At 61.5% G+C, this 20,979-nt stretch carries 20 protein-coding genes; 16 read left to right on the forward strand and 4 right to left on the reverse strand.

The features are described 5' to 3' along the window. Window positions 1–406 precede the first annotated feature (406 nt). The 16 genes from GD606_RS09950 to GD606_RS10025 all read left to right on the forward strand — a co-directional run bounded on the left by GD606_RS09950 (window position 407) and on the right by GD606_RS10025 (window position 13,890). Window positions 407–997 (forward strand): Na+/H+ antiporter subunit E, encoded by a 591-nt coding sequence (locus tag GD606_RS09950; protein WP_163303680.1) that lies wholly within the window; start codon window positions 407–409, stop codon window positions 995–997. Window positions 998–1,000: 3 nt separating this feature from the next. Beyond that, the gene (locus GD606_RS09955) at window positions 1,001–1,276 is read left to right on the forward strand and encodes an MrpF/PhaF family protein (RefSeq protein WP_163303679.1); all 276 of its coding nucleotides are present in this window, start codon (window positions 1,001–1,003) and stop codon (window positions 1,274–1,276) included. A gap of 210 nt (window positions 1,277–1,486) precedes the next feature. Continuing rightward, the gene (mnhG, locus tag GD606_RS09960; protein ID WP_163303678.1) at window positions 1,487–1,816 is read left to right on the forward strand and encodes a monovalent cation/H(+) antiporter subunit G; all 330 of its coding nucleotides are present in this window, start codon (window positions 1,487–1,489) and stop codon (window positions 1,814–1,816) included. Continuing rightward, the gene (locus tag GD606_RS09965) at window positions 1,813–2,058 is read left to right on the forward strand and encodes a hydrogenase subunit MbhD domain-containing protein (RefSeq protein ID WP_163303677.1); all 246 of its coding nucleotides are present in this window, start codon (window positions 1,813–1,815) and stop codon (window positions 2,056–2,058) included. The genes mnhG and GD606_RS09965 overlap by 4 nt, the downstream gene beginning before the upstream one ends. Continuing rightward, window positions 2,055–2,888 carry a hydrogen gas-evolving membrane-bound hydrogenase subunit E gene (gene mbhE / locus GD606_RS09970; protein WP_163303676.1) on the forward strand — a complete coding sequence of 278 codons (834 nt, stop codon included), beginning with the start codon at window positions 2,055–2,057 and terminating at the stop codon, window positions 2,886–2,888. Before GD606_RS09965 ends, mbhE begins: the two co-directional genes overlap by 4 nt. A gap of 3 nt (window positions 2,889–2,891) precedes the next feature. Further along, entirely contained in the window at window positions 2,892–3,275 is a 384-nt protein-coding gene (locus tag GD606_RS09975; protein WP_163303675.1) for a cation:proton antiporter subunit C, read from the forward strand. Further along, window positions 3,272–4,801, forward strand: a complete 1,530-nt coding sequence (locus GD606_RS09980; protein ID WP_163303674.1) for a proton-conducting transporter transmembrane domain-containing protein — start codon at window positions 3,272–3,274, stop codon at window positions 4,799–4,801. The genes GD606_RS09975 and GD606_RS09980 overlap by 4 nt, the downstream gene beginning before the upstream one ends. A gap of 16 nt (window positions 4,802–4,817) precedes the next feature. Further along, complete coding sequence (locus GD606_RS09985) at window positions 4,818–6,362, forward strand: monovalent cation/H+ antiporter subunit D family protein (RefSeq protein ID WP_163303673.1); 1,545 nt, start codon at window positions 4,818–4,820, stop codon at window positions 6,360–6,362. A gap of 46 nt (window positions 6,363–6,408) precedes the next feature. Then, complete coding sequence (locus GD606_RS09990; protein ID WP_176629268.1) at window positions 6,409–6,693, forward strand: hypothetical protein; 285 nt, start codon at window positions 6,409–6,411, stop codon at window positions 6,691–6,693. Then, complete coding sequence (locus GD606_RS09995; RefSeq protein ID WP_163303838.1) at window positions 6,683–8,476, forward strand: Na(+)/H(+) antiporter subunit D; 1,794 nt, start codon at window positions 6,683–6,685, stop codon at window positions 8,474–8,476. Before GD606_RS09990 ends, GD606_RS09995 begins: the two co-directional genes overlap by 11 nt. 19 nt (window positions 8,477–8,495) lie before the next feature. Then, window positions 8,496–8,969 carry a Crp/Fnr family transcriptional regulator gene (locus GD606_RS10000; protein ID WP_163303839.1) on the forward strand — a complete coding sequence of 158 codons (474 nt, stop codon included), beginning with the start codon at window positions 8,496–8,498 and terminating at the stop codon, window positions 8,967–8,969. 189 nt (window positions 8,970–9,158) lie between these two features. After that, complete coding sequence (locus tag GD606_RS10005) at window positions 9,159–10,808, forward strand: sensor histidine kinase (RefSeq protein WP_163303844.1); 1,650 nt, start codon at window positions 9,159–9,161, stop codon at window positions 10,806–10,808. A 36-nt stretch (window positions 10,809–10,844) separates the two neighbouring features. After that, on the forward strand, window positions 10,845–11,240 hold the full coding sequence (locus GD606_RS10010) for a response regulator (protein WP_163303840.1): 396 nt from the start codon (window positions 10,845–10,847) through the stop codon (window positions 11,238–11,240). Further along, window positions 11,215–12,204, forward strand: a complete 990-nt coding sequence (locus tag GD606_RS10015) for a sensor histidine kinase (protein WP_163303841.1) — start codon at window positions 11,215–11,217, stop codon at window positions 12,202–12,204. The genes GD606_RS10010 and GD606_RS10015 overlap by 26 nt, the downstream gene beginning before the upstream one ends. A 17-nt stretch (window positions 12,205–12,221) precedes the next feature. Beyond that, window positions 12,222–12,611, forward strand: a complete 390-nt coding sequence (locus GD606_RS10020) for a response regulator (protein WP_163303842.1) — start codon at window positions 12,222–12,224, stop codon at window positions 12,609–12,611. Window positions 12,612–12,714: 103 nt separating this feature from the next. Beyond that, a complete protein-coding gene (locus GD606_RS10025) occupies window positions 12,715–13,890 on the forward strand; it encodes an FprA family A-type flavoprotein (protein WP_163303843.1) in 1,176 nt (391 codons plus the stop codon). Window positions 13,891–14,048: 158 nt separating this feature from the next. Here the strand turns inward: GD606_RS10025 and GD606_RS10030 are convergent, their stop codons facing one another. From GD606_RS10030 to GD606_RS10045, 4 genes are all read right to left on the reverse strand, one after another. Next, the gene (locus GD606_RS10030) at window positions 14,049–15,221 is read right to left on the reverse strand and encodes an integrase core domain-containing protein (RefSeq protein ID WP_163304066.1); all 1,173 of its coding nucleotides are present in this window, start codon (window positions 15,219–15,221) and stop codon (window positions 14,049–14,051) included. Between the two features lie 210 nt (window positions 15,222–15,431). Beyond that, window positions 15,432–17,405 carry an ATP-binding protein gene (locus GD606_RS10035; RefSeq protein ID WP_163303689.1) on the reverse strand — a complete coding sequence of 658 codons (1,974 nt, stop codon included), beginning with the start codon at window positions 17,403–17,405 and terminating at the stop codon, window positions 15,432–15,434. An 863-nt stretch (window positions 17,406–18,268) separates the two neighbouring features. Further along, window positions 18,269–19,981: an NHL repeat-containing protein gene (locus tag GD606_RS10040; protein ID WP_163303690.1), complete on the reverse strand. Its 1,713-nt coding sequence runs from the start codon at window positions 19,979–19,981 to the stop codon at window positions 18,269–18,271. A gap of 528 nt (window positions 19,982–20,509) precedes the next feature. Next, window positions 20,510–20,977 (reverse strand): metallophosphoesterase family protein, encoded by a 468-nt coding sequence (locus GD606_RS10045; RefSeq protein ID WP_163303691.1) that lies wholly within the window; start codon window positions 20,975–20,977, stop codon window positions 20,510–20,512. Window positions 20,978–20,979 lie beyond the last annotated feature (2 nt).

The raw sequence follows: 20,979 nt of genomic DNA on the forward strand, positions 1-20,979 counted from the left end.
CCGGCGTGCATGACACGCCTCCCAGGCAGGCCGACCCCCCCCGCGAGCAAGGGCGCGAGGTTCCCGGCATGGCATGAATGCCCACGAATACCCGCTGTGATCGGGAATGGCCGCTCTCCCTCTCCATTATTGAGAATGCCCGAAGGCCTGGATCCTGACAAGTCCCACGTGTCGAGGGCGTCGCGGGCGCATGATCTGGCCAAGGCCGCCATCGCGGGATTTCCCCGATGCTTTCCGCTTTTCGAACCGACTCGCGCTTTGCGTTGAAATGCCCGCCGGATTGTCGTATCGTCATTTTCGTCAATCGCGGTCTGACCGTCGGGAGCAGGTTCCCGGCGACTTTTTTTCCATTCCGGCTCCGGGCGGCCGCGCCCCTTCCCGCCGCAACCGGCGTAACGGCGTACCTATGCAGAACCCAGACAGCGGACAGGGCGGGGTCATTTTCAAAGTCGCTGACGACGTCAGCGTGGAACGCCGCCGCCAGCCGCGTCCCCCCCGGCCCCGGGCCGCCAGGGCCGTGTCCATCCTGATCCGTTTTTTTTCCCTTTTTGCCGTGTGGCTGGTCCTTTCCGGCATGTTCGACGCCTTCCACATGTCTCTGGGGGTCGTCTCCTGTCTGGGCGTGACCCTTTTTTCCCTGCGCCTCCTGCCGCCCCGGACGGACGCCCCATTCCCCTTCCGGCTGCTTTTCCGGCTGCCCCTGTATGGCCTGTGGCTGACGTGGGAGATCGCCAAGGCCAATTTCTGGGTGCTCTACCTGGTCTTTCATCCCCGGATGATGGAGAAGATCGACCCCCGGCTCATCACCTTCAAAAGCCGCCTCACCTCCCGGGGCGCGCTCACCGTGTTCGCCAACTCCATCACCCTGACCCCGGGCACCATCACCGTCAGCGTCAACGAGCGTGGCGATTTCCTGGTGCACGCCATCGACGTCAAATCCGCCGAGGGGCTGCCCGGCGAGATGGAACGCAAAATCGCCGCCGCCTTCGGGGAGTGAGCCATGGATACCATTTTCCTCTACAGCGCCGTGTTCATCTCCCTGCTCATGCTGGTCTCCCTGTACCGCACGGCGGCCGGGCCCACCACCCTGGACCGGCTCATGGGGGCCAACGCCATGGGCACCAAGACCATGGTGCTCATCCTCTTTCTGGGCACGGCCTTCGGCCGCCTGGACATGTTCGTGGACATCGCCCTGGCCTACGCCATGCTCAACTTCATCTCCGTCCTGGCCGCCTCGCGGTATTTCCTGAAACGCGGCCTGGCGGACAAGCTGTAAAGGTTCTCCTTTCCATGGCAATATCTTTGAATACTTATTTTTTTAAAAAATACTGCCGTATTTTTCATGGGTTTCGACGCGGTCTGGCGGACAGGCCGTAGAGGTTCTCCTTTCCATGGCGACACACTTGAATACGTATTTGATAAAAAATACTGCCGTATTTTTCATGGGTCTCGGCGTGGCCTGGCGGACAGGCTAGAGGAAGACGGCATGGACATCGCTATCTGCATCCTCCTCGGCCTTGGGCTCCTTTTTTTCACCGGCGGCACGCTGGGCCTGATCCGCCTGCCCGACGTCTATTCCCGCCTGCACATGGCCGGAAAAATCGACACCATGGGCTCCATAAGCCTCATCGCCGCCCTGTTCCTCAACGAAATCGAAAGCTTCGACATGGCCCACCTTCTGGTCGGCCTGAAGATCCTTTTGGTGCTCTTTTTCCAGTTCCTGGCCTCGCCCACGGCCTGCCACGCCATGGTGGACGCCTGCCTGCGGGCGGGACTGGCCCCGTGGGTCAAGGGCGGCCAAAGGAGCGACCCGTGATCCTTGAAATCAAGATCGCCATGCTGGTCCTGGTCATCGTGTGCGCCGTGGCCTCCATCACCATCAAGGATCTCCTGGGCGCGGCCGTGGTGTTCGGAACCTACAGCTTCATGATGTGCCTGTTGTGGGTCTCCATGGCCGCCGTGGACGTGGCCTTCACTGAGGCCACCATCGGCGCGGGCATAAGCACCGTGCTCATGATCGCCGCTGTTTTTCGCACCACCAGGAGGACCAAGGATTGAAACGCCTGGCCCTTTTCGCCGTCATCCTGGCCGGGGTGCTCTTCGCGGCCACGGCCTCGGAGTTTCCCCGCCTGGGGGCTGTGGATTCCGCGCCCTCGCGCCACGTCTCCCCGGCCTACATCCAGGGCTCCCAGCCCCAGACCCACACCCCCAACTTCGTGACCTCGGTCCTGGCCGACTACCGGGGCTTCGACACCATGTTCGAGACCACGGTGGTCTTTTTGGCGGGCATGTCCTGTTTTTTCATCCTGCGCGCTCTGCGCAGGCGGGGCGTCACCGAGGTCTACTACTACCGCCACAAGCCTACCGGGGTGGTCCTGGCCATGCTCACGCCGCGCCGCATCCCGCCGCGTTCAAGCTGCTTCGAGCGCATTGACGCCGACTGGATGCCCCAGGACATGGTGGTGGAGACCATGTGCCTGTTCATGGTCCCCTTCATCCAGGTCTTCGCCCTCTACGTCATCGCCCACGGCCACTACAGCCCGGGCGGAGGCTTCCAGGGCGGCGTGCTTTTGGCCGCAAGCTTCATCCTGGTGGGGCTTTCCCGCGACCTGCGCACGGTGGAGAGCCTTTTGACCGAAAAAACCGCCATCCTGGCCGCCGCCGCCGGGGTGTGCATCTACGCCGGGACCGGCCTCCTGGCCCTGTGTTTCGGCGGCAACTTCCTGGACTACGGGGCCTATGCCTCCTTTTTCGGCGCGGCCGTCCCGGCCGCCCGGTCCATGGGCATCCTCATCGTGGAGATCGGCGTGGCGCTGACGGTCATGGCCACATTGGTGACCATCTACAAGCTTGTGTCCTCCCGGGGGACCGTGGAAGAGGGTCTTTGAGCCATGCATGAGCTTTTCGCTGAATTTGGGAACAAGTTCCATTATTACGCTTATTTCGCGATCATGATGATCGGGCTCTACGCCATGATCGCCAAGACCAACCTGCTCAAAAAATGCATCGGTCTAGGCATCTTCCAGACAGCCATCATGCTCTTTTACGTCTCCATCGGGGCCAAGGAAGGCGCGGGCATCCCCATCATTGATCCGGCCCTGGGCACGGCCGATCCGGCCGCCTACGCCAACCCCCTGCCCCAGGTGCTCATGCTGACGGCCATCGTGGTCTCCGTGGCCACCCTGGGGGTGGCCCTGGCCTTGATCCAAAACATCCACCGCGACCACGGCACCATCGAGGAGGACGAGATCCTTCAGAGGCTGCGCGGCAAATGACCGCCCAACTGCCCATCCTGGCCGTGGCTCCGCTTCTCTTCGGGGCCTTTGCCGTGACCGTCGGCCGCTTCCTTTTCCGCCGCGCCAACTACGCCGTGGCCGCCCTGGCCCTGGCCGCGTCGTTTGCCGCATCGGTCCTTTTGGCCATCCGGATCCTCTCCCAGGGCACGGCCATTTACTTCGTGGGCGGCTGGCCGCCGCCCATCGGCATCTCCTATGTGGCCGACCCCCTGTCCGCGCTCATGCTGGCCTTTGTCTCCGGGGCGGCGCTTTGCACCTTCCTGGCCTCCAAGGCCGAGATCGAGACCAGCTATCCGCTGAAAAATTCGGCCTTTTTCGCCCTGTTTCTTTTGGCCGTGGCCGGACACATGGGCATCGTCATCACCGGCGACGCCTTCAACCTCTACGTGCTCATCGAGGTCGCGGCCTTAAGCGGCTACGCCATCCTGGCCCAGGGCCGGGAACGGGCCATGCTCTCCAGCCTCAACTATCTCTTTGTGGGGTCGCTCGGGGCCTCGCTGTATCTCCTGGGCATGGGCTACCTGTACATCATGACCGGCTCCCTCAACATGGCCGATCTTTCGGGCATCATCGGCCAGCTTGCGCCGGACGGCCTGTCCGGTTCAACGGCCCTGGCCGCGGCCTGGGGCGTCATCCTGGCCGGACTTTTCGTCAAGATGGGCCTTTTCCCGTTCCATTCCTGGCTCCCGGCGGCCTATTCCTTTTCCGCCGCCCCGGCTGCGGCCCTGGTGGCCCCCCTGACCACCAAGGTCATGGCCTATGTCCTGGTCCGCATGATTTTAAGCGTCTTCACCCCGGACGCCGCCTGGTCCCTCCCGGCCGTCAACACCCTGGTCCTTATCCTGGCCACGGCGGCCATCCTCTACGGCTCCTTCTGCGCCCTGGCCCAGCGGTCGCTGCGCAAGATGCTGTGCTTCATCCTTTTGTCCGAGGTCGGCTACATGGTGGGCGGGGCATTTCTCGGCAACCGGGCGGCCCTGACCGGGACCATCTACCACATCTTCGCCGACCTGCTCATGACCCTGTGCCTGTTTCTGGCCGCGTCCAACGTGGAGCGGGGCACGGGGGGACGGTTTTCCGACATGGGCGGGCTTTTCCGGCGCATGCCCGTGACTGCGGCGGCCATGGCCATGGGCGGGCTGTCCATGATCGGGGTGCCGCCATTTTGCGGTTTTTTCAGCAAGTGGTATCTGCTCTCCGGGGCCATCTCGGCCGGAAGCTACGTTTTTGCCGGGGCGTTGGTGCTGTCGAGCCTGGTCAACGCCGTGCTCTTTTTCCGGATCTTCGAGATCGGCTTTTTCGGCACGCCCGCCGCCCCATCCGCTTCATCTGGTGAGGCCGCCCACGGCCACCCCGAACCCATTCCGCTTTTTTGCGACGAGATGCCTGCCGCCCGCCTGGCCCCCCTGTGCGTCGTCGCCGCAGGCCTGGTGGCCATGGGACTTCTGACCGGGGAGATCGTGCGGCTGGCAGTCAACGCGGTGTTGCCCCCGGGACTGGGATAAAGGACGTTTCGCGCACATGGATACCTCCGTCATCGCCTCCGCCGCCGCCGTGCTGCCCGCCTTCGGCTCTGTCGCGCCCCTTCTGGCCGTGATCGCGCCGCTGTGCGCCATTCCGGGCATGGTCCTGGCGGGTGCGGCCTCCTCCCCCAACCGGCGCGAGACCTGGACCTTTCTGGCCGCCGTGACCAGCTTCCTGCTGGTGGTGACCATGCTGCCCGCCGTTCTGGCCGGAAACCGGGTGGAATACGTGGCAGCCCATGTCCTGCCCGGGGCCTCCCTGGCCTTCGCCGTGGACGGGCCGGGGCTCCTCTTCGCCCTGGTGGCCTCGTTTCTGTGGATCGTCACCTCCATCTATTCCGTGGGCTACATGCGCGGGCTCTCCGAACACGCCCAGACCCGCTATTTCGCCTTTTTCGCCGTGTCCGTGAGCGCCGCCCTGGGGGTGGCCCTGTCCGCCAACCTGTTCACCCTCTACCTCTTCTACGAGATCCTCTCCCTGGCCACCTATCCCCTGGTCACCCACCACCAGGACGCCGAGGCCATAGCCTCGGGGCGGCGCTACCTGGCCTACATCCTGGGCGGCTCCATCGCCCTGGCCCTGCCGGCCATGATCGCCGTGTACGACCTCTCGGGCACCCTGGCCTTCACCCCGGGCGGCGTCCTGCCCCCGGGCCTGGGCTCCCTGGCCGTGGGCTGCCTGCTGTTCGCCTTCGTCTTCGGGTTCGCCAAGGCCGCAGTCATGCCCATGCATGCCTGGCTCCCGGCGGCCATGGTGGCCCCCACCCCGGTCTCGGCGCTCCTTCACGCCGTAGCCGTGGTCAAGGTGGGCGTGTTCTCCGTCTACCGGGTGGTGACGGGGATTCTCGGCAACGAATATCTCGCCGCCCTGCATCTGGGCGACGTCCTGGTGTGGGTCAGCGCCTTCACCATGATCGCGGCCTCGGTGGTGGCCCTGACCCAGGACGGCCTGAAACGGCGGCTGGCCTATTCCACCATCGGCCAACTGGCCTATGTGGTCCTTGGCGCGGCGCTTCTCACCCCTCGGGGCGACACTGGGGCGCTTTTGCACATCGCCATGCACGTCTGCGGCAAGATCACCCTGTTTTTTTGCGCCGGGGCCATCTTCGTGGCCACGGGGGAAAAATACGTCAGCCGCATGGGCGGCCTGGGGCGGCGCATGCCGTTCACCTTCGCGGCCTTCGCCGTGGGGGCCTTGTCCATCATCGGCGTGCCGCTCACGGCAGGCTTCGTGAGCAAATGGCAGATCCTGCTGGCTGCGGCCGAGACCTCCCGCTACGGGGTGGTGGCGGCCCTGTGCGTCAGTTCGCTCCTTAGCGCCGCCTATTTTTTACCGGTGATCATCCGGGCCTTTTTCGGACAGGCCCCGGACAGTCCGGACCAGGCCGCCCCCAAGAAGCGCCGGGAGAAAAAATCCCCGGCCGCCGGGATGCGCGAGGCCCCGCTGTGGTGCGTGGTCCCGCCGGTGGTCACGGCCCTGCTTGTGTTGGCCCTTTTTTGGTGGCCGGACCTGCTCCTGCGTCTGGCCGGGGCCGCACCATGAAAAAGTCGTGCCCCGGAAACCCTTCTTCCATCCACGGAAGGCCCATATGAAAAAACGCCCTTCCTCCCCGGCCAGCCCGCCCCCGGACGCCCGCCCTCCGGTGACGCATCCGCCCGCCGCCCGGCGGCGTCTGGCCCTGCGTCTGACAGCGGGCCTGTGTCTGGCCAGCCTCGGCGCGGGTCTTTTGACCCATGGCCCGGCCCATTTCGGATTCGACGGTTTTTTCGGTTTCCATGCCCTGGTGGGATTTCTGGCCTGTGCGGCCCTGGTCCTGGTGGCCGGACTGGCCGGGGTGCTCCTCGGACGAGGCGAAGACTTCTATGATCGCTAACCTGCATCCCGCCCTGCCCCTGTTCGCCGGGGCCGCGCTCACCGCCTTTTTCGGCAAAAAGACCGGGGGGGCGGTGTCCCTGGCCGCCGCCCTGGCCTCGGTCTGGGCCGTGTCCATCCTGCCCGGCGACGGCGGCGCGGCCCTGTCCCTGCACCCGGCCGGGATGGCCCTGGATTTTCTGCGCGCCGACAAGCTGGCGGTGCTCTTCGCCTGGATCTTCACCTTAAGCGCCAGCCTCTCCTGCCTGTTCGCCTTCGGCCGACAGGGCGGGCCCGAGCGGGCGGCCACCCTGGCCTATGCCGGGTCGGCCCTTGGCGCGGTGTTCGCCGGGGACATGGTCACGCTCTACGTCTTCTGGGAGGCCATGGCCCTGGCGGCGGTCTTCGTGATCCTGGCCGGGGGCACGGAAAAATCCCGGGCGGCGGCCTATCGCTACGCCCTGGTGCATCTTTTCGGCGGCATCTGCCTGCTGGCGGGGCTTGTGCTCCTGGCGGCCAAAACCGGCTCCACGGCCTTCACCGCCGCGCTCCTGGCCGACGGCGGCCCGGGGTCGCTTCTGGTCCTGGCCGGGTTTTTGATCAACGCCTCGGCCTTTCCCTTCTCGGCCTGGCTGCCGGACAGCTATCCCGAGTCCTCGCCCACGGGCGGGGTGTTCCTGTCGGCCTTCACCACCAAGACCGCCGTGTACGTCCTCATCCGGGGCTTCCCGGGCTTCGACATCCTCATTGTCGCCGGATGCCTGATGATCCTCTACGGCCTGATCTACGCCCTGCGCGAAAACGATCTGCGCCGCCTTTTGTCCTACAGCATCACCAACCAGGTGGGGTTCATGCTGGTGGGGGTGGGAATCGGCACGCCCGAGGCCTTAAATGGCGCCTGCGCCCTGGCCTTTTGCCACATCCTCTACAAGTCCCTGATGTTCATGTCCGCCGGGTCGGTGATTGCGGCCACGGGCAAACGCAAACTCACCGAGCTTGGCGGGCTTTTTTCGGCCATGCCCCTGACCTTCGCGGCGACCGTGGTGGGGGCCATGTCCCTGTCCGCCCTGCCCGGCACCTGCGGCTTCGTGTCCAAGCCCATGGTGCTGGCCGCCACGGCCGACGCCCACATGGCCCTGATGTGGCTGTTCCTGGAGGCGGCCTCGGCCGGGACGCTGCTGTATGCCGGGCTGGCCGTGCCGTACTTCATCTTTTTCGGACAGACCCCGGGGGCGCCGGAGGCCTCGAAAAAACCCACTCAGGGCCGCGAGGCCCCGGTCGCGGCGCTTGCGGGCATGGGGCTGGCGGCCCTGGCCTGCCTGGGGATCGGGGTCTACCCCTGGCCCCTGTATGCCCTTTTGCCCTTTGCGGCCCCGGAGTTCGTCCCGTTTTCGCCGGGCCGGGTCACGGCGACGATTGAGCTTTTGGCCTTTGCCGGGCTTTTTTTCGCGCTCTATGCCCCGATCCTGCGCCGCAGGCCGGGCATCACCCTGGACACGGACTTCTTCTACCGCAGGGGGGGCCGGTTCCTGTACCGGCTGTCCGACGCAGCCACCGGCGGCATCAACACCGCCGCCGCCGACATGGCCGCCCGGGCGGCGGCCGCCCTCCATCGCCTCACCGCCCAGGGTCCGCAACGCCTGGCGGCCATGGTGGTCACGCTTTTTTCCCCGCTTTTGGGCAAAAACGCCCAACGCCTGCGCGACGAGGCGGCCCTGGCCGCACAGACCTGGACCCCGCCCGTGGGCGTCACCCTGGCGGCGGCCCTTTTCGGCCTGTGCCTGATCCTGATGCTGGTTTTGTAACGCCTTTCCCGGAGGCCCCATGCCCACCCCCCCCGATCTCATCAATTTCCAGATCCTGGCAGGCATCCCCGACCCGCTTCTGGAACGCTTCCTGGCCCTGGCCGTGCCGCGCGACTTCGGCCCGGGCGACACCATCCATGAGAGAGGCCAGCCCGCCGAACATTTCTCCCTGCTTCTGGACGGCAAGGCGCTTTTGCAGGTGCGCCTGCCCCCGGACATCATCGTCTCCCTGGGGTCGCTCAATCCCGGCTATTGCTTCGGGTTTTCCGCCCTGACCCCGGGAGAGGTCCACGACCACACCGTGGTGGCCGCCCGGGCCTGCCGCACCCTGGCCGTGCCGGGGACGGCCCTGGTAGGACTTATCCAGGACGCCCCGGCCTTTGGCGTGCCCTTCCTGCTGGCCATGTACCGGCTGGTGAACGACCGGCTGACGCTGCGCACCTCCCAGTTCCTCACCCTGCTGACGCGCCACCCGGATCTGTCCCCCGCCTGATCCGGCCTCCCGGCCAAGCCCGGAGACGGCGTGGAAATGTTTGATTTTCAGCGCCATCCGCTCTAGTCTTTGAAATGGACGCGGGCGCGGCGCGCGCTCCGGGCCGGGAGGCGCTTGCATCCGGCCGTGTCCGGCTGATGCGGCAGTTCCCGCCGCGTCCGAGCCAACCCCCGGGGGCGAACGGACATGATGCAGCAGGACGACTACCAGCGGCTTCGTCTCAAAATCATCGCCACCACCCTGGCCTTTTCCTTCGTGCCGCTTCTGGCCCTGGGCGTGACCATCTACCTCAAGACCGAGTCGGTCTATGTGAGCAAGGTCTACGGCAACCTGCGGACCCTGGTGGAAAACAAAAAAAACACCATCGACCTGTTTTTAAACGAACGCATCTCCCAGCTCACCACCCTGGCCTTCACCGAGTCCTTCGACCAGCTCTCCGACGAAAAATACCTGGAAAAGGTCTTCTCCTTCCTCCAGATCCACTCCAAGTCTTTCATCGACCTCCAGGTCATCGACCAGGACGGCAAAACCGTGTCCTATTGCGGCCCCTACCGCCTGCAAAACGTCAACTACAGCCAGGAACCCTGGTTCAACATGGCCATGGCCCGGGGGCTTTACGTCAGCGACGTGTTCCTGGGGTTCCGGAAATATCCCCACTTCATCATCGCCGTGACCCGGCGCGAGGGTGACCGCTCCTGGATTCTGCGGGCGGCCATCGACTCGGACATTTTCGATTCCCTGGTGCGCAGCGTCCACCTGGGCAAATCCGGCGACGCCTTTCTCATGACCTCGGAAAACGTGCTCCAGACCAAGCCCCGCTTTGACGACACCATTCTGGAAAAGATCGAATTCCCGCGTTTCGCCAAGTTTTCCGGCAGCCGGGTGGAGGAGTTTGCGGTCAAGGGCAAGACCAGCCTCTACGCTATGGCCTGGCTGGATTACAAAGACTGGCTCCTGGTCATAAAAGACGACCCCCGCGAAGAATTCATGCCGCTGTACCAGGCCCGCTGGCTCCTGATCTTCATCCTTCTCGGGGGCACGCTGCTCATCATCGGCGGCGCGGTGTTCATCTCCAATTCCATGGTCCGGCAACTGGTGCGCTCGGAGCGGGAAAAAGCCTCCCTGGACGCCTCGCTCACGCAGTCGAGCAAGATGGCGGCCCTGGGCAAGCTGGCCGCCGGGGTGGCCCACGAGGTCAACAACCCCCTGGCCATCATCATGGAAAAGGCCGGGTGGATGCGCGATCTGCTCAGTGAAGAAGACATCAAGGGCAGCCCCAACTTCAAGGAATACGAGGACGCCGTTCAAAAAATCGAATTCCACGTGCGCCGGGCCAAGGACGTGACCCACCGGCTTCTGGGATTCGCCCGGCGCATGGACCCGCTACGCGACGACATCAATGTGAACATCCTTTTGGACCAGACCAAGTCCTTTCTGGAAAACGAGGCCTCGTTCCGCAACATCGAGATCATGACCGACTACGACCGGGGCCTGCCCTGCATCACCTCCGACGCCTCCCAGTTGCAGCAGGTCTTTTTGAACATCTTAGACAACGCCATCGACGCCATCGACAAGGACGGGGTGATCACCGTAACCACCCGCCACGACAAGGAAGCGGGGGCCGTGGTCATCGCCATCGCGGACACGGGCAAGGGGATGCCCAAAGAGGTCGCGGAAAAGATCTTCGATCCTTTTTTCACCACGAAAAAAGTCGGCGAGGGCACGGGCCTGGGGCTGACCATCAGCTACAGCATCATCGAAAAGCTTGGAGGCAAGATCGTCCTGCACAGCGTCGAGGGAAAGGGCACCACCTTCACCATCACCCTGCCCGTCTCGTAGACGGGGTGCTGGTCCAACCGGGCAACGAGGTCGCACATGAGCGTAAGGATCCTCGTCGTGGACGACGAGCCGGATTTCATAGAAACCATGGTCAAGCGGTTCACCTTCCGCAAGATGCCGGTCACGGCCGCGTCAAGCGGCATTGCCGCCTTGAAGCTGCTGGAGACCGACTCCTTCGACGTGGTCATCATGGACGTGCGCATGCCCGGCAAGGACGGCATCGAGACCTTAAAAGAGATCAAAAAACGCTACCCCTTGACGGAAGTCATTATGCTCACCGGGCATGCCTCGGTGGAATCGGGCATGCGCGGCATGTCGCTTGGGGCGTACGACTACGTCTTAAAACCCGTGGACTTCGACGAGCTTCTGGAAAAGGTCCACAAGGCCCACGAAAGAAAACTGCTCAATGAAGGACGAAAAGCCCCGCGCTGACCCGACTGCTGCGGCCGGGGAACCTGCGGCCGCGCCTGCGGGCAAGGCCCGGCCCCTGTGGCTCCATCTGATCGGCCTGCCGGGGCTGACGGCCGTGGCGGTGCTGTCGGCCATGGTCCTGCCCATCCCCCTGGCGGTGATCCTGGCCCTTTTCATCGCCAGCCTGGCGGCCTGGTCCGCTGCGGCCCTGGCCTCGCGCATCCGGGCCTCGGAACAAAAGCGCTGCTCCCTGGACGCCCAACTCGTCCAGTCCCAGAAGCTGGCGGCCATCGGCGAGATGTCGGCGGGCATCGCCCACGAGATCAACAACCCCATGGCCATCATCGCCCAGGAATCGGACTGGATGACGCACCTCATGTCCGCGCCCCAGGTCACGCCGGAAAACATGGCGGAGCTTCGGGACTCCCTGGCCGAGATCGTGCGCCAGGTGGACCGCTGCAAGGCCATCACCCACAATCTGCTCAATTTTTCGCGCAAGATGGAGCCCATCCTGCAGCAGGAACACCTGGAAAAGATCATGGAGGACATGGTGCTTTTGGTGGAGAAGGAGGCCCGGCTCAAGGGCGTGTCCATCGTGCGCGACTATGATCCCGAGCTTGCCCCCATTGCGACCGATGTGCCGCTTTTGCGGCAGGTCATCCTGAATCTGCTGTTAAACGCCTTCCAGGCCATCCCTGGCCAGGGCGCGATCACCGTGTCCACCCGGCCGGACGGCCCATCCCGGGTGGCCATCGCCGTGGCTGACACGGGAGTCGGAATTGCGCCGGAAAACATGCCCAAGATCTTCAACCCGTTTTTCACCACCAAGCCGCCCGGCGTGGGCACGGGCCTGGGGCTGTCCATGTGCCACGGCATCGTGGACCGGCTCGGCGGCGCAATCACGGTGGAAAGCGAGGAAGGCAAAGGGTCCAGGTTCACCGTGACCCTTCCCCGCGAGGGACGCGCCTTTGAAATCACGACGTAAACGACAAGGAGCGACATATGCCGGACCCTATCCGCGTCCTGGTTGTCGATGACGAAGACCGCTTCCGGACCACGCTGGTGAAGCTTCTGGGAGCCCAGGGCCTCACCGCCGAGGCGGCTTCCGGAGGGGAGCAGGCCCTGGCGATGCTGGCTGAAAAACCCTTCGACGTGGTGCTTTTGGATGTGAAAATGCCGGGCGAAAGCGGCCAGGAGGTGCTGCCGCGCATCAAGGCCATCGCCCCGGGCGTGGAGGTGCTGGTTTTAACGGGCCACGCCTCGGTGGACATCGCGGCCGAAATGATCGCCGGCGGCGCGGCGGACTATCTGCTCAAACCGTGCCCCCTGGACGAACTGGTGGGGTGCGTGCGGGCGGTGTACGACCGCAAAAAGGCCGTGGGGGCGCGGTAAGAACGTGGTGGTTAGCTGGGATGGCCAGCACCCGACAGGGAGGCCACGAAAGAAAATGTGTCCGGAGGTTATCCAATAGGGAACTCAAGCCAAGGAGCTCCAAATGAAAGAGGTGACTGACCGTGTAGCGTGGGTTGGAGCCATTGATTGGGACAGGCGTCTTTTTGACTCCCTTGTCCCTTTGCCTGACGGAACCACCTATAACGCATACCTTGTGAGAGGGTCAGAGAAGACGGCGTTACTCGACACGGTGGATCCCCATTTTTCCGATACGCTTTTCTCTGCCCTGGATGGCGTTTCCCAGATTGACTATGTCGTTTCGCATCACGCCGAGCAAGATCATTCGGGGACGATCCCCCTGATCCTCTCCCGCTTTCCCAAAGCCAAAGTTGTCGTCACAGCCAAGGCAAAGAGAATGCTCATGGATCTGCTGCCGATACCTGAAGAGGCTTTCCTCGTTGTCGCAGATGGAGACAGCCTGTCCCTTGGCGACAGAACGCTCACGTTCATCCATACGCCGTGGGTGCATTGGCCGGAAACCATGTCGAGCTATCTCGTTGAAGAGAAAATCCTTTTCAGCTGTGATTTTTTCGGCTCGCATATCGCCAGTTCCGATCTTCTTGCGACTGACCGGTGCCGGGTTCATGAGGCGGCAAAACGCTACTTCGCGGAAATCATGATGCCGTTTCGTTCGATTATCGCCAAAAATCTGGACAAGCTTTCAAATTACGACATCCGCATGATCGCTCCCAGCCATGGCCAGATCTATGATCAGCCGGGATGGATTGTGGATTCGTACCGGGAATGGGTGTCCGCTGCCCCCCGAAACCTGGTGACCCTTCCCTTCGTGTCGATGCACGGCAGCACCCGCATCATGGTTGACCATCTGGCGTCGGCGCTCTCCAAGCGCAAGGTCGGTGTTGAGCTGTTCAATCTTTCGGTAACAGATATCGGCAAGCTCGCCATGTCCCTGGTCGATGCCGGGAGCATCGTGCTCGGAGCGCCCACCGTCCTGGCCGGGCCTCATCCCTTGGCTGCCTATGCCGCGTTTCTCGCCAATGCCCTGCGGCCCAAGGCCCAGTTCTTGTCCATCGTCGGTTCCTATGGGTGGGGCGGCAAGACCGTTGATATCCTGGCCGGGATGATTCCAAACCTCAAAGTTGAGGTTCTGGCCCCGGTGCTGTGCAAAGGCCTGCCGAAAAAAGACACGCTGGCTGCGCTGGATGGATTGGCGGAGAGCATCGCACTGAAGCACCGGGAGAACAGGTACGGGAATTGACGGGGTCTCCACCATTCTGCTTTCCGTGACCAACGACCGGGAGGCACGGCTATCCTCCCGCATGTATCCGGTGATTCGCGCCACCGCCCGGGGGGGGCCGGGGGGTGTGCAACCGGGAACATCGCTGACACTTTGGACCGGGTACATCCCTGACACTTTTACCCGATCAAGCGCCTCACCGGGACCACATGTTTCGGCTCTTCGGAGATCAATCCCCCGATGAGAATATCCCCGGCGTACACCAGCCATCTACCGTCATAATTCTGGATCAGCCCGATTCGATTTCTCCCGTAGGCCTCCCCGATAAATACCTGGCCGCCTTTCCAGTTGAACATCCCATCGCTACGAACAAAGCGACTTTCGAAGTATGGCGGATAGCTGAACTGTGGAGCCTCACGGGGAAAAGAACGCAAAGACCGACGATATATCGAACTTGGCGTCTTCTGCCCTAACGCCTCATGTGGGCGCTCATAATTGAACCGGTGCCGCCAACTATCAAACTTCTTTTGCTGTTCTGAAAGACTATCCTGTGGCGGCATTGTTGACTCAAGCTTCAACGTTTTATGCATTCGCTCGTGGCTACCGTTTTGCTCCGGCTTCCCTGGCTCTATGAAATCAACGATGATGCCTAATTGAATCCACCAAACACTAAGTTGTGTAAATCCACCTATCCCGCTGGAGCCGAAAGGCGTCCCGTTGTCCACTCGGATTGCCTGAGGCAACCCATAGTCACAAAATACGTTTTCCATGGCCGATTTTGTATTTTCGAGTGTCTGGCGAGCATATCCCTTGCATGCCAGAACATACCTACTGTGCATGTCTGTTATCGTTAGTGGATAGCATATACTCCTGTCGCCAAGTCGGAACCATCCTTTATAATCAATAGCCCAGACGTCATTCGTATCTTGAGGAGACAACAAATCATACCGTCGCAAACGTCCAGCAGACTTGCGCCGAATTTTTCTCGATTCTGATATAAACCCATGACGCTTTAATATTGCGCCAATTGTGCTTGGTGCTGGAGGATCACAAATTCCGTATTTATCAAATAGAAGTTGTGATAGCTTTTTCGGGCCCCAATACGGATACGTCTCACGAAGCAATAATATTTTCTCAATGATCGCATCAGACGTTTTGTGGGGGCAGTTTCTCGGGGCACGGCTAAACTCCTCGACGCTGCCTCGATCTTGAAAACGCCGGACCCATTTATACCCCGTCTCACGGCTGATCCCGAACCGCTGGCAGATTTCAGAAAACGGTTCGCTTCTGCGCGCTGCCTCAACGATGAACCGAGCTCGTTCTTCCATGGTCTCGACCTTTTTCCAGGGCATCGGAGCTTCCTCCTCTGCCAAAGGTGTCAACCATGTACCCGGTCTATTCTGTCAACCATGTACCCGGTTCGTACCGGGAATCATTCCCCCCGGGCGGGGTACGGGGCGGCAGCCCCGATTGCATTCTTCCGGCCCCCGGCGCGGCGGAGATGGATCGGATTTCGCCTGGCGCCTCCCCAGGATGCGGGGACAGGGCAGCTGCGCGCTGTCCTACCCCTGACCGGCTTCGTTTACGTCCCTTTTCATCACCCGCCCTATGACCTCGACAAGCCTCGCCTTGTCGACTGGTTTCGCGATGTAATCATTCATCCCGGAGGCAAGGAGCTTCTCCCGGTCACCCGTCATGGCGTAGGCCGTCACGGCAATGATCGGAATCCTGGACTTTGCGCCGAGGTGCGACGCCCGCCGGATCGCCTTGGCCGTCTCCACGCCGTCCAGGACCGGCATCTGGATGTCCATAAGGATCAGATCCACGTCCTGCCCGGCCAGAAGGTCCAGAACCTCCTGACCATCCTTGGCGGTGGTGACGGAGTATCCGGCCTTTTCGAGCATCCGCTTGCCCGCAATGGAACTGACGGCGTCATCCTCCGCAAAAAGGATTCTCCACGGCCTCCCGACGCCCGGCGTGTTCTCTCGCGCCTCATACGCGGCGTCACGGGCTGCTTCACCGCCGTACGCAAAGGGCAGGGAGAGATAGACGGTGGTTCCCTTTCCCAACCCGCTTTCAATGGCCACGGTTCCGCACATCAAATCCACGATCTTGCGGACAATGGAAAGGCCCAGCCCGGCCCCCTGGAATCTTCTGGTATAGGAGCCCTCAACTTGCACAAATGGTTCAAATATCTTCTTCAGATTGTCGTCTGAAATGCCTATCCCGGTATCGGCGACCGTGATCAAGACCCGGATGTCCGCTTGGGCCGAAAAGGGCAGCACGGAGGCGAAAACGCGCACCGAACCGGTGTCTGTAAATTTTATGGCGTTCCCCACGAGGTTGAACAGGATTTGATGCAACCTGACCTCGTCTCCTCGCAACGTCTCCGGGAAATCCTCCGCCCAGGAAAACGTCAGGTCGATTCCCTTTTCCCTGGCGGTCCCGGCAAAGACCTCCTCAATCGACTCCTTTATCTTTCTGAAATCAACCTCGGCCTCAAGCAACTGCATCTTTCCTGATTCAATCTTTGAAATATCCAGAATATCCGCCAAAAGCCGGGTAAGCCGGTTCGTGGACTTTATCGCAATGCGGATGTATTCCATTTGCTCGCTATTCGGCTCAGCATCCTTGAGAAGCTGGAGCATGCCCAGCACACCGTTGAGCGGAGTCCGAATCTCGTGACTCATGTTCGCCAAAAATTCTGACTTGGCGACGCTTGCGGATTCTGCTTTATCTTTGGCGACAACAAGCTGTTCCTGCTGCTTCTGCAGCTTTCCCGTCGCCACTTTCACTTGAAGCCTGCATACATATCCGCCTATGACCACAGCCGCCAGCAGGGACGAAACGAGCAGGGCTGATATTGAGGCGTAAAAAGGCATCCCGAATTGGGATTGTATCGGCGTTTTCATAATCTCCACAGCCGGAATCTCGCCGAGAGTTCTGTCAAACCCTCCCGTCCATTTATACAACTGCTGCAACTGTTCCGGGGCATCCGACACTTTTCCATGGCAAACAAGACACTTTGGCTCATTTTTCAGAAATGGGACGGCAACGACGAGGAACTTCCTGCCATCTTCCTCCTGTATCATGCGAATATGATCCCGCTTTTGATCTTCGTTAAACCACTTTATAAGATCAATTTCATTCTCAGTGGCTTTGTTGAGTGGATTACGTGGATCTTCTGCAGCAATCTTATAGTGTACATCAGGCAATCCAATTGCCTCTCGTTCATCATTATAATACTTTTGAAATGTCCTGGCCATATAGGATGAGGAAAGAAGCTCCGGCGCATAGAACCCCTGGGGCAACCGTCCCTCATTCATCAATCGGTAGTAATTTGGAAGCATGTCATTCTGAATATAATGATGAAACGCCCTGACCTCTAGCATTGCGTCGCGTATCCGATCCTCGGATTGACGGTTGCTCAATTCTTCAGTCACATAATACACCGCCACAGCAACCATCGCTATGACAAAGAGGGAGGCAAGGATGGCCTTCGACCTATTTTTCTTTATAGAATGCAGGTTATCCATGGGCGGCCCTCCTTCCTCCGGAACATTGCGCCGCACCACTCTCAGCCATGGCCCTGGCGATACTTCTCTTCGTATTCCTCATCACGCTGCTTCGCAAGTCCCATCACGCAACACGCATGAGAAACGCGTGACGTTGCACATACATATTGTTTCGGGTTTGTTGCCTCGAAGCTCCTTTTCCCAACAAAACGATGGAGACGCCAACTTCCGAATCGTTTTCGTGAAACATCCTCTGGATCCACTCCCCCCGGATTCACTCCGGGATTTCAATTCCCTCTGCGCTTGCAGTGGTCTTCCAGTCGCCACACGTCACATTTCATGAACACATACTGGATGTGTCCTGTCTTTCGATGAAAACCTGTTGCACGCGCGCCTGATCGTGTCCCGACCAAGGCGTTCAACGCAAAGCATGGGGATGTCGTGGGAACAAACAATCGAGCATGGGAAGTTTCAAGGGGGATCGGCCGGAGGCGACGGCAAGGCGCGCTCCTGAGAAGACTTCGCCCGCCGGGGGGGTCCGGGGGAAATCATTCCCCCCGGGCGGGGTACGGGGCGGCAGCCCCGATTGTCTTACGTCGGCTGGCGGGGCGGCAGCCCCGTTTGTCTTACGTCGGCTGCCGGGGCGGCGGACTATCTGCTCAAACCGTGCCCCCTGGACGAACTGGCGGGGTGCGTGCGGGCGGTGTACGACCGCAAAAAAGCCGAGGAGACGCGGTAAAGGAATACGGGTGCGCCGTGCGGCGCGGCACGAATCCCACGCGATCTTCCCAACCAAGGCGAAACAACGGCGAAGGCCCCGGAAACGTCTCCCGGGGCCTGGCCTGCCATCACGGACAGCACCGTCTTGATCGGCCTGTACGGCCTTAATCGGCGAGCAAGAGCAAATAAACCGGCGCAAGCGATGATGCGGCGGTTTGTACGATGTTCGGGGCGACCAAAACGGTGTTGTTTTCTCCGTCAACCACATAGAGTTCCCCTTCAGGGCCGAAGGCAAGAGAGGCCGGCATTTCGAACTGCCCATCTGCCCTTCCGGTTGTACCCCAGGATTCCAGAACCTCGCCGGAAGGCGAAAGCTTCACCACGCGGGAGCTTTCCATATTCGCGACATAGATGTTGCCGCTTTGGTCCAGGGCTACTCCGGCAGGATGGTGGATGAGGTTCGTCGAGGTCCAGGTGGCCAGGACGCTGCCGTCTGAGGCCAGTTTCACGATGCGGTCGTTCCCTGTATCCCCCACGTAGATGTTGCCGCTATCGTCCACGGCCACACCTTGCGGATAGAAAAACTGCCCGGAACCGCTGCCGGAGAATCCCCAGACCGCCAAAGACGTCCCGCTCGGCGACATTTTCACGATGCGGCAATTTATGGCCTCCGCCACATAGATGTTGCCCGCGCTGTCCAGGGCAACCCCCACGGGCTCGCTGCATTCCCATGTGGCCAGGACGGTACCGCTTTGCGACAGCTTGACGATTCTGTTGTTTTGGTTATCCGCCACATAGAGGTTGCCCGAGGCGTCATGGGCCACTCCGAATGGGGAATGGAACTGCCCGGCGGCCAGGGTATCCAGGATGGCTCCGGACGAGGACAGCTTGGCGATGCTGTTGTTTAGGGTGTCCGCCACATAGACGGTTCCGTCGGCGAGAGCGGTGATTCCTCTAGGATAATTGAAATGTCCGGTGGCGGGGTCATGGCTGCCCCAGGCGGCCAGGTAGGTTCCGGCCGAGGAGAGCTGTTGCAGCCGAGCATTCACCGAATCCGCCACCCAGACGTTGCCGCTGGCATCGCAGGCGATTCCCTCGGGCTGTTTGAACTGCAGGGGGTCGCTTCCGAAGCTTCCCCAGGAAGCCACATACGCCCCGTCCGAGGCCAATTTCACGACCCTGGCGTTGAAGTAGTCCGTCACGTAGGCATTGCCGACGCCGTCGAAGGCGATCCCCTCCGTGACTATCGCGCTGCTGGCGGCGCCCAAGTCGGTCCACTCCGTGACATACGCCCCGGCCGTCGTCATGGCCAGGATGCGAGCACTCCCGTCCACCACATAGACGTTGCCGTCGCTGCCGATGGCGACGTCTTGGGGGCTTTTGAAGGCTCCCCCCGGAGAGCCGGCGCCGTCATACGCGGCCAAAACGGCGCCGGCCGTGGTCATCTTCACGATGCGGCCGTTCCAGGAGTCCGCCACGAAGATGTTCCCGGCGCCGTCCAGGGCCAGGCCGTACGGGTATTGGAAATATCCCAAAGCGGTGCCTTCGCTGCCCCAGGTGGTGATGAATGTGCCGTCCGACGCCATCTTTACGATGCGGTGGTTCCGGGTGTCGGCCACATAGATGTTACCCGTCGCGTCGACGACGACGCCACCGGGTCTGTTGAACTGCCCTGAGCCGGAACCTTCGCTGCCCCAGGAGGCCAGCACGGCGCCGTCCGAAGACAGCTTTACGATGCGGCTGTTCATGGAGTCCGCCACGAAAAAGTTTCCGCTGCTGTCGATGAAGACGTCCATGCACGTATTAAACACGATGTGCTTGTAGGTCGCCGTGTCGCGCGGAGCGAACCGCGAAAATTCCACGTCGGTGGCAGCCATGGCTCCGGCTGTCCAGCAAAAGAATAAAAACACACCAAGAATGGGCACCGCACGGAAAAATATATTATTCTTCATGGACGAGTTCTCCTCCTTTTTTGCATTCTAGAAAAGATATTCACCTGTCGCAAAAGTACCAGCAATATTCATGAACAAGACATTTTCCATCATTACTTCTGAAAAATGCCGCACATAATATGTATGCTTAAAACAATCACCGTGGAATCTTCGAAATGCGCCGTACGTTTTTATGCGCGTTGCCCCATACACCCCATATCAGGCAGCACACATCTTCCGGTTCGCCGCGAGCGGGTCCGGCACATTTTCAGCTAGCGGAAAAGCAACGGCGGCGCTGTCCGGGAAAACCCCTACATTGCACAATGGAATCAGGGCATACGTCGCAGAATCGGAAGGAGAAGTGTGGGAGGGGCGTTTCCGCCGGGGGGGTCCGGGGGGAATCATTCCCCCCGGGCGGGGTACGGGGCGGCAGCCCCGATTGTCTTACGTCGGCTGGCGGGGCGGCAGCCCCGATTACAGCGACACAAACTCCGTCGAAATCTTCCCGGCGTCGAGCGTCACGATGGCCAGGCTGCCTTCGCGCAGGCTGCCGGGGTTGATGCACCGCGTCCTGCCGTACTGCGAGTCCTCGCGGGCGTGGGTGTGCCCAAAAAAGATGATGTCGTAGTCCGGCCCGAAGGCCTCGTAGATGCGCCGCGACAGCCCGGCCTTGTAGCCCCAGCCGTGGCACACCGCCACGTTCAGGCCGTCCAGTCCCAGGTCCAGCCGGGGCGGCAGGTCCACGGCCAGTTGGTAGTCGTCCATGTTGCCCTGGACGCAGTAAAAACAGGGATGTTGCAGAAAATACGACCAGGCCGAACGCCCGGTCATGTCGCCGCAGTGGATGACCGCGTCGGCCGCCGCCAGATGGCGCGCGAAGGCCTTCTCCAGCCAGTCCGTCGGGGCCGAGAGGTGGGTGTCCGAGACCACGCCGATACGCATTC

This window comes from Desulfolutivibrio sulfodismutans DSM 3696 (assembly GCF_013376455.1).
GTDB lineage: Bacteria > Desulfobacterota > Desulfovibrionia > Desulfovibrionales > Desulfovibrionaceae > Desulfolutivibrio > Desulfolutivibrio sulfodismutans.

Excerpts from the sequence above, each read along its gene's own strand:
- GD606_RS09950 (WP_163303680.1), top strand. The coding sequence starts at position 407 with ATGCAGAACCCAGACAGCGGACAGGGCGGGGTCATTTTCAAAGTCGCT.
- GD606_RS09955 (WP_163303679.1), top strand. The coding sequence starts at position 1,001 with ATGGATACCATTTTCCTCTACAGCGCCGTGTTCATCTCCCTGCTCATG.
- mnhG (WP_163303678.1), top strand. The coding sequence starts at position 1,487 with ATGGACATCGCTATCTGCATCCTCCTCGGCCTTGGGCTCCTTTTTTTC.
- GD606_RS09975 (WP_163303675.1), top strand. The coding sequence starts at position 2,892 with ATGCATGAGCTTTTCGCTGAATTTGGGAACAAGTTCCATTATTACGCT.
- GD606_RS09980 (WP_163303674.1), top strand. The coding sequence starts at position 3,272 with ATGACCGCCCAACTGCCCATCCTGGCCGTGGCTCCGCTTCTCTTCGGG.
- GD606_RS09985 (WP_163303673.1), top strand. The coding sequence starts at position 4,818 with ATGGATACCTCCGTCATCGCCTCCGCCGCCGCCGTGCTGCCCGCCTTC.
- GD606_RS09990 (WP_176629268.1), top strand. The coding sequence starts at position 6,409 with ATGAAAAAACGCCCTTCCTCCCCGGCCAGCCCGCCCCCGGACGCCCGC.
- GD606_RS09995 (WP_163303838.1), top strand. The coding sequence starts at position 6,683 with ATGATCGCTAACCTGCATCCCGCCCTGCCCCTGTTCGCCGGGGCCGCG.
- GD606_RS10000 (WP_163303839.1), top strand. The coding sequence starts at position 8,496 with ATGCCCACCCCCCCCGATCTCATCAATTTCCAGATCCTGGCAGGCATC.
- GD606_RS10005 (WP_163303844.1), top strand. The coding sequence starts at position 9,159 with ATGCAGCAGGACGACTACCAGCGGCTTCGTCTCAAAATCATCGCCACC.
- GD606_RS10010 (WP_163303840.1), top strand. The coding sequence starts at position 10,845 with ATGAGCGTAAGGATCCTCGTCGTGGACGACGAGCCGGATTTCATAGAA.
- GD606_RS10015 (WP_163303841.1), top strand. The coding sequence starts at position 11,215 with ATGAAGGACGAAAAGCCCCGCGCTGACCCGACTGCTGCGGCCGGGGAA.
- GD606_RS10020 (WP_163303842.1), top strand. The coding sequence starts at position 12,222 with ATGCCGGACCCTATCCGCGTCCTGGTTGTCGATGACGAAGACCGCTTC.
- GD606_RS10025 (WP_163303843.1), top strand. The coding sequence starts at position 12,715 with ATGAAAGAGGTGACTGACCGTGTAGCGTGGGTTGGAGCCATTGATTGG.
- GD606_RS10030 (WP_163304066.1), bottom strand. The coding sequence starts at position 15,221 with ATGCCCTGGAAAAAGGTCGAGACCATGGAAGAACGAGCTCGGTTCATC.
- GD606_RS10035 (WP_163303689.1), bottom strand. The coding sequence starts at position 17,405 with ATGGATAACCTGCATTCTATAAAGAAAAATAGGTCGAAGGCCATCCTT.
- GD606_RS10040 (WP_163303690.1), bottom strand. The coding sequence starts at position 19,981 with ATGGCTGCCACCGACGTGGAATTTTCGCGGTTCGCTCCGCGCGACACG.
- GD606_RS10045 (WP_163303691.1), bottom strand. The coding sequence starts at position 20,977 with ATGCGTATCGGCGTGGTCTCGGACACCCACCTCTCGGCCCCGACGGAC.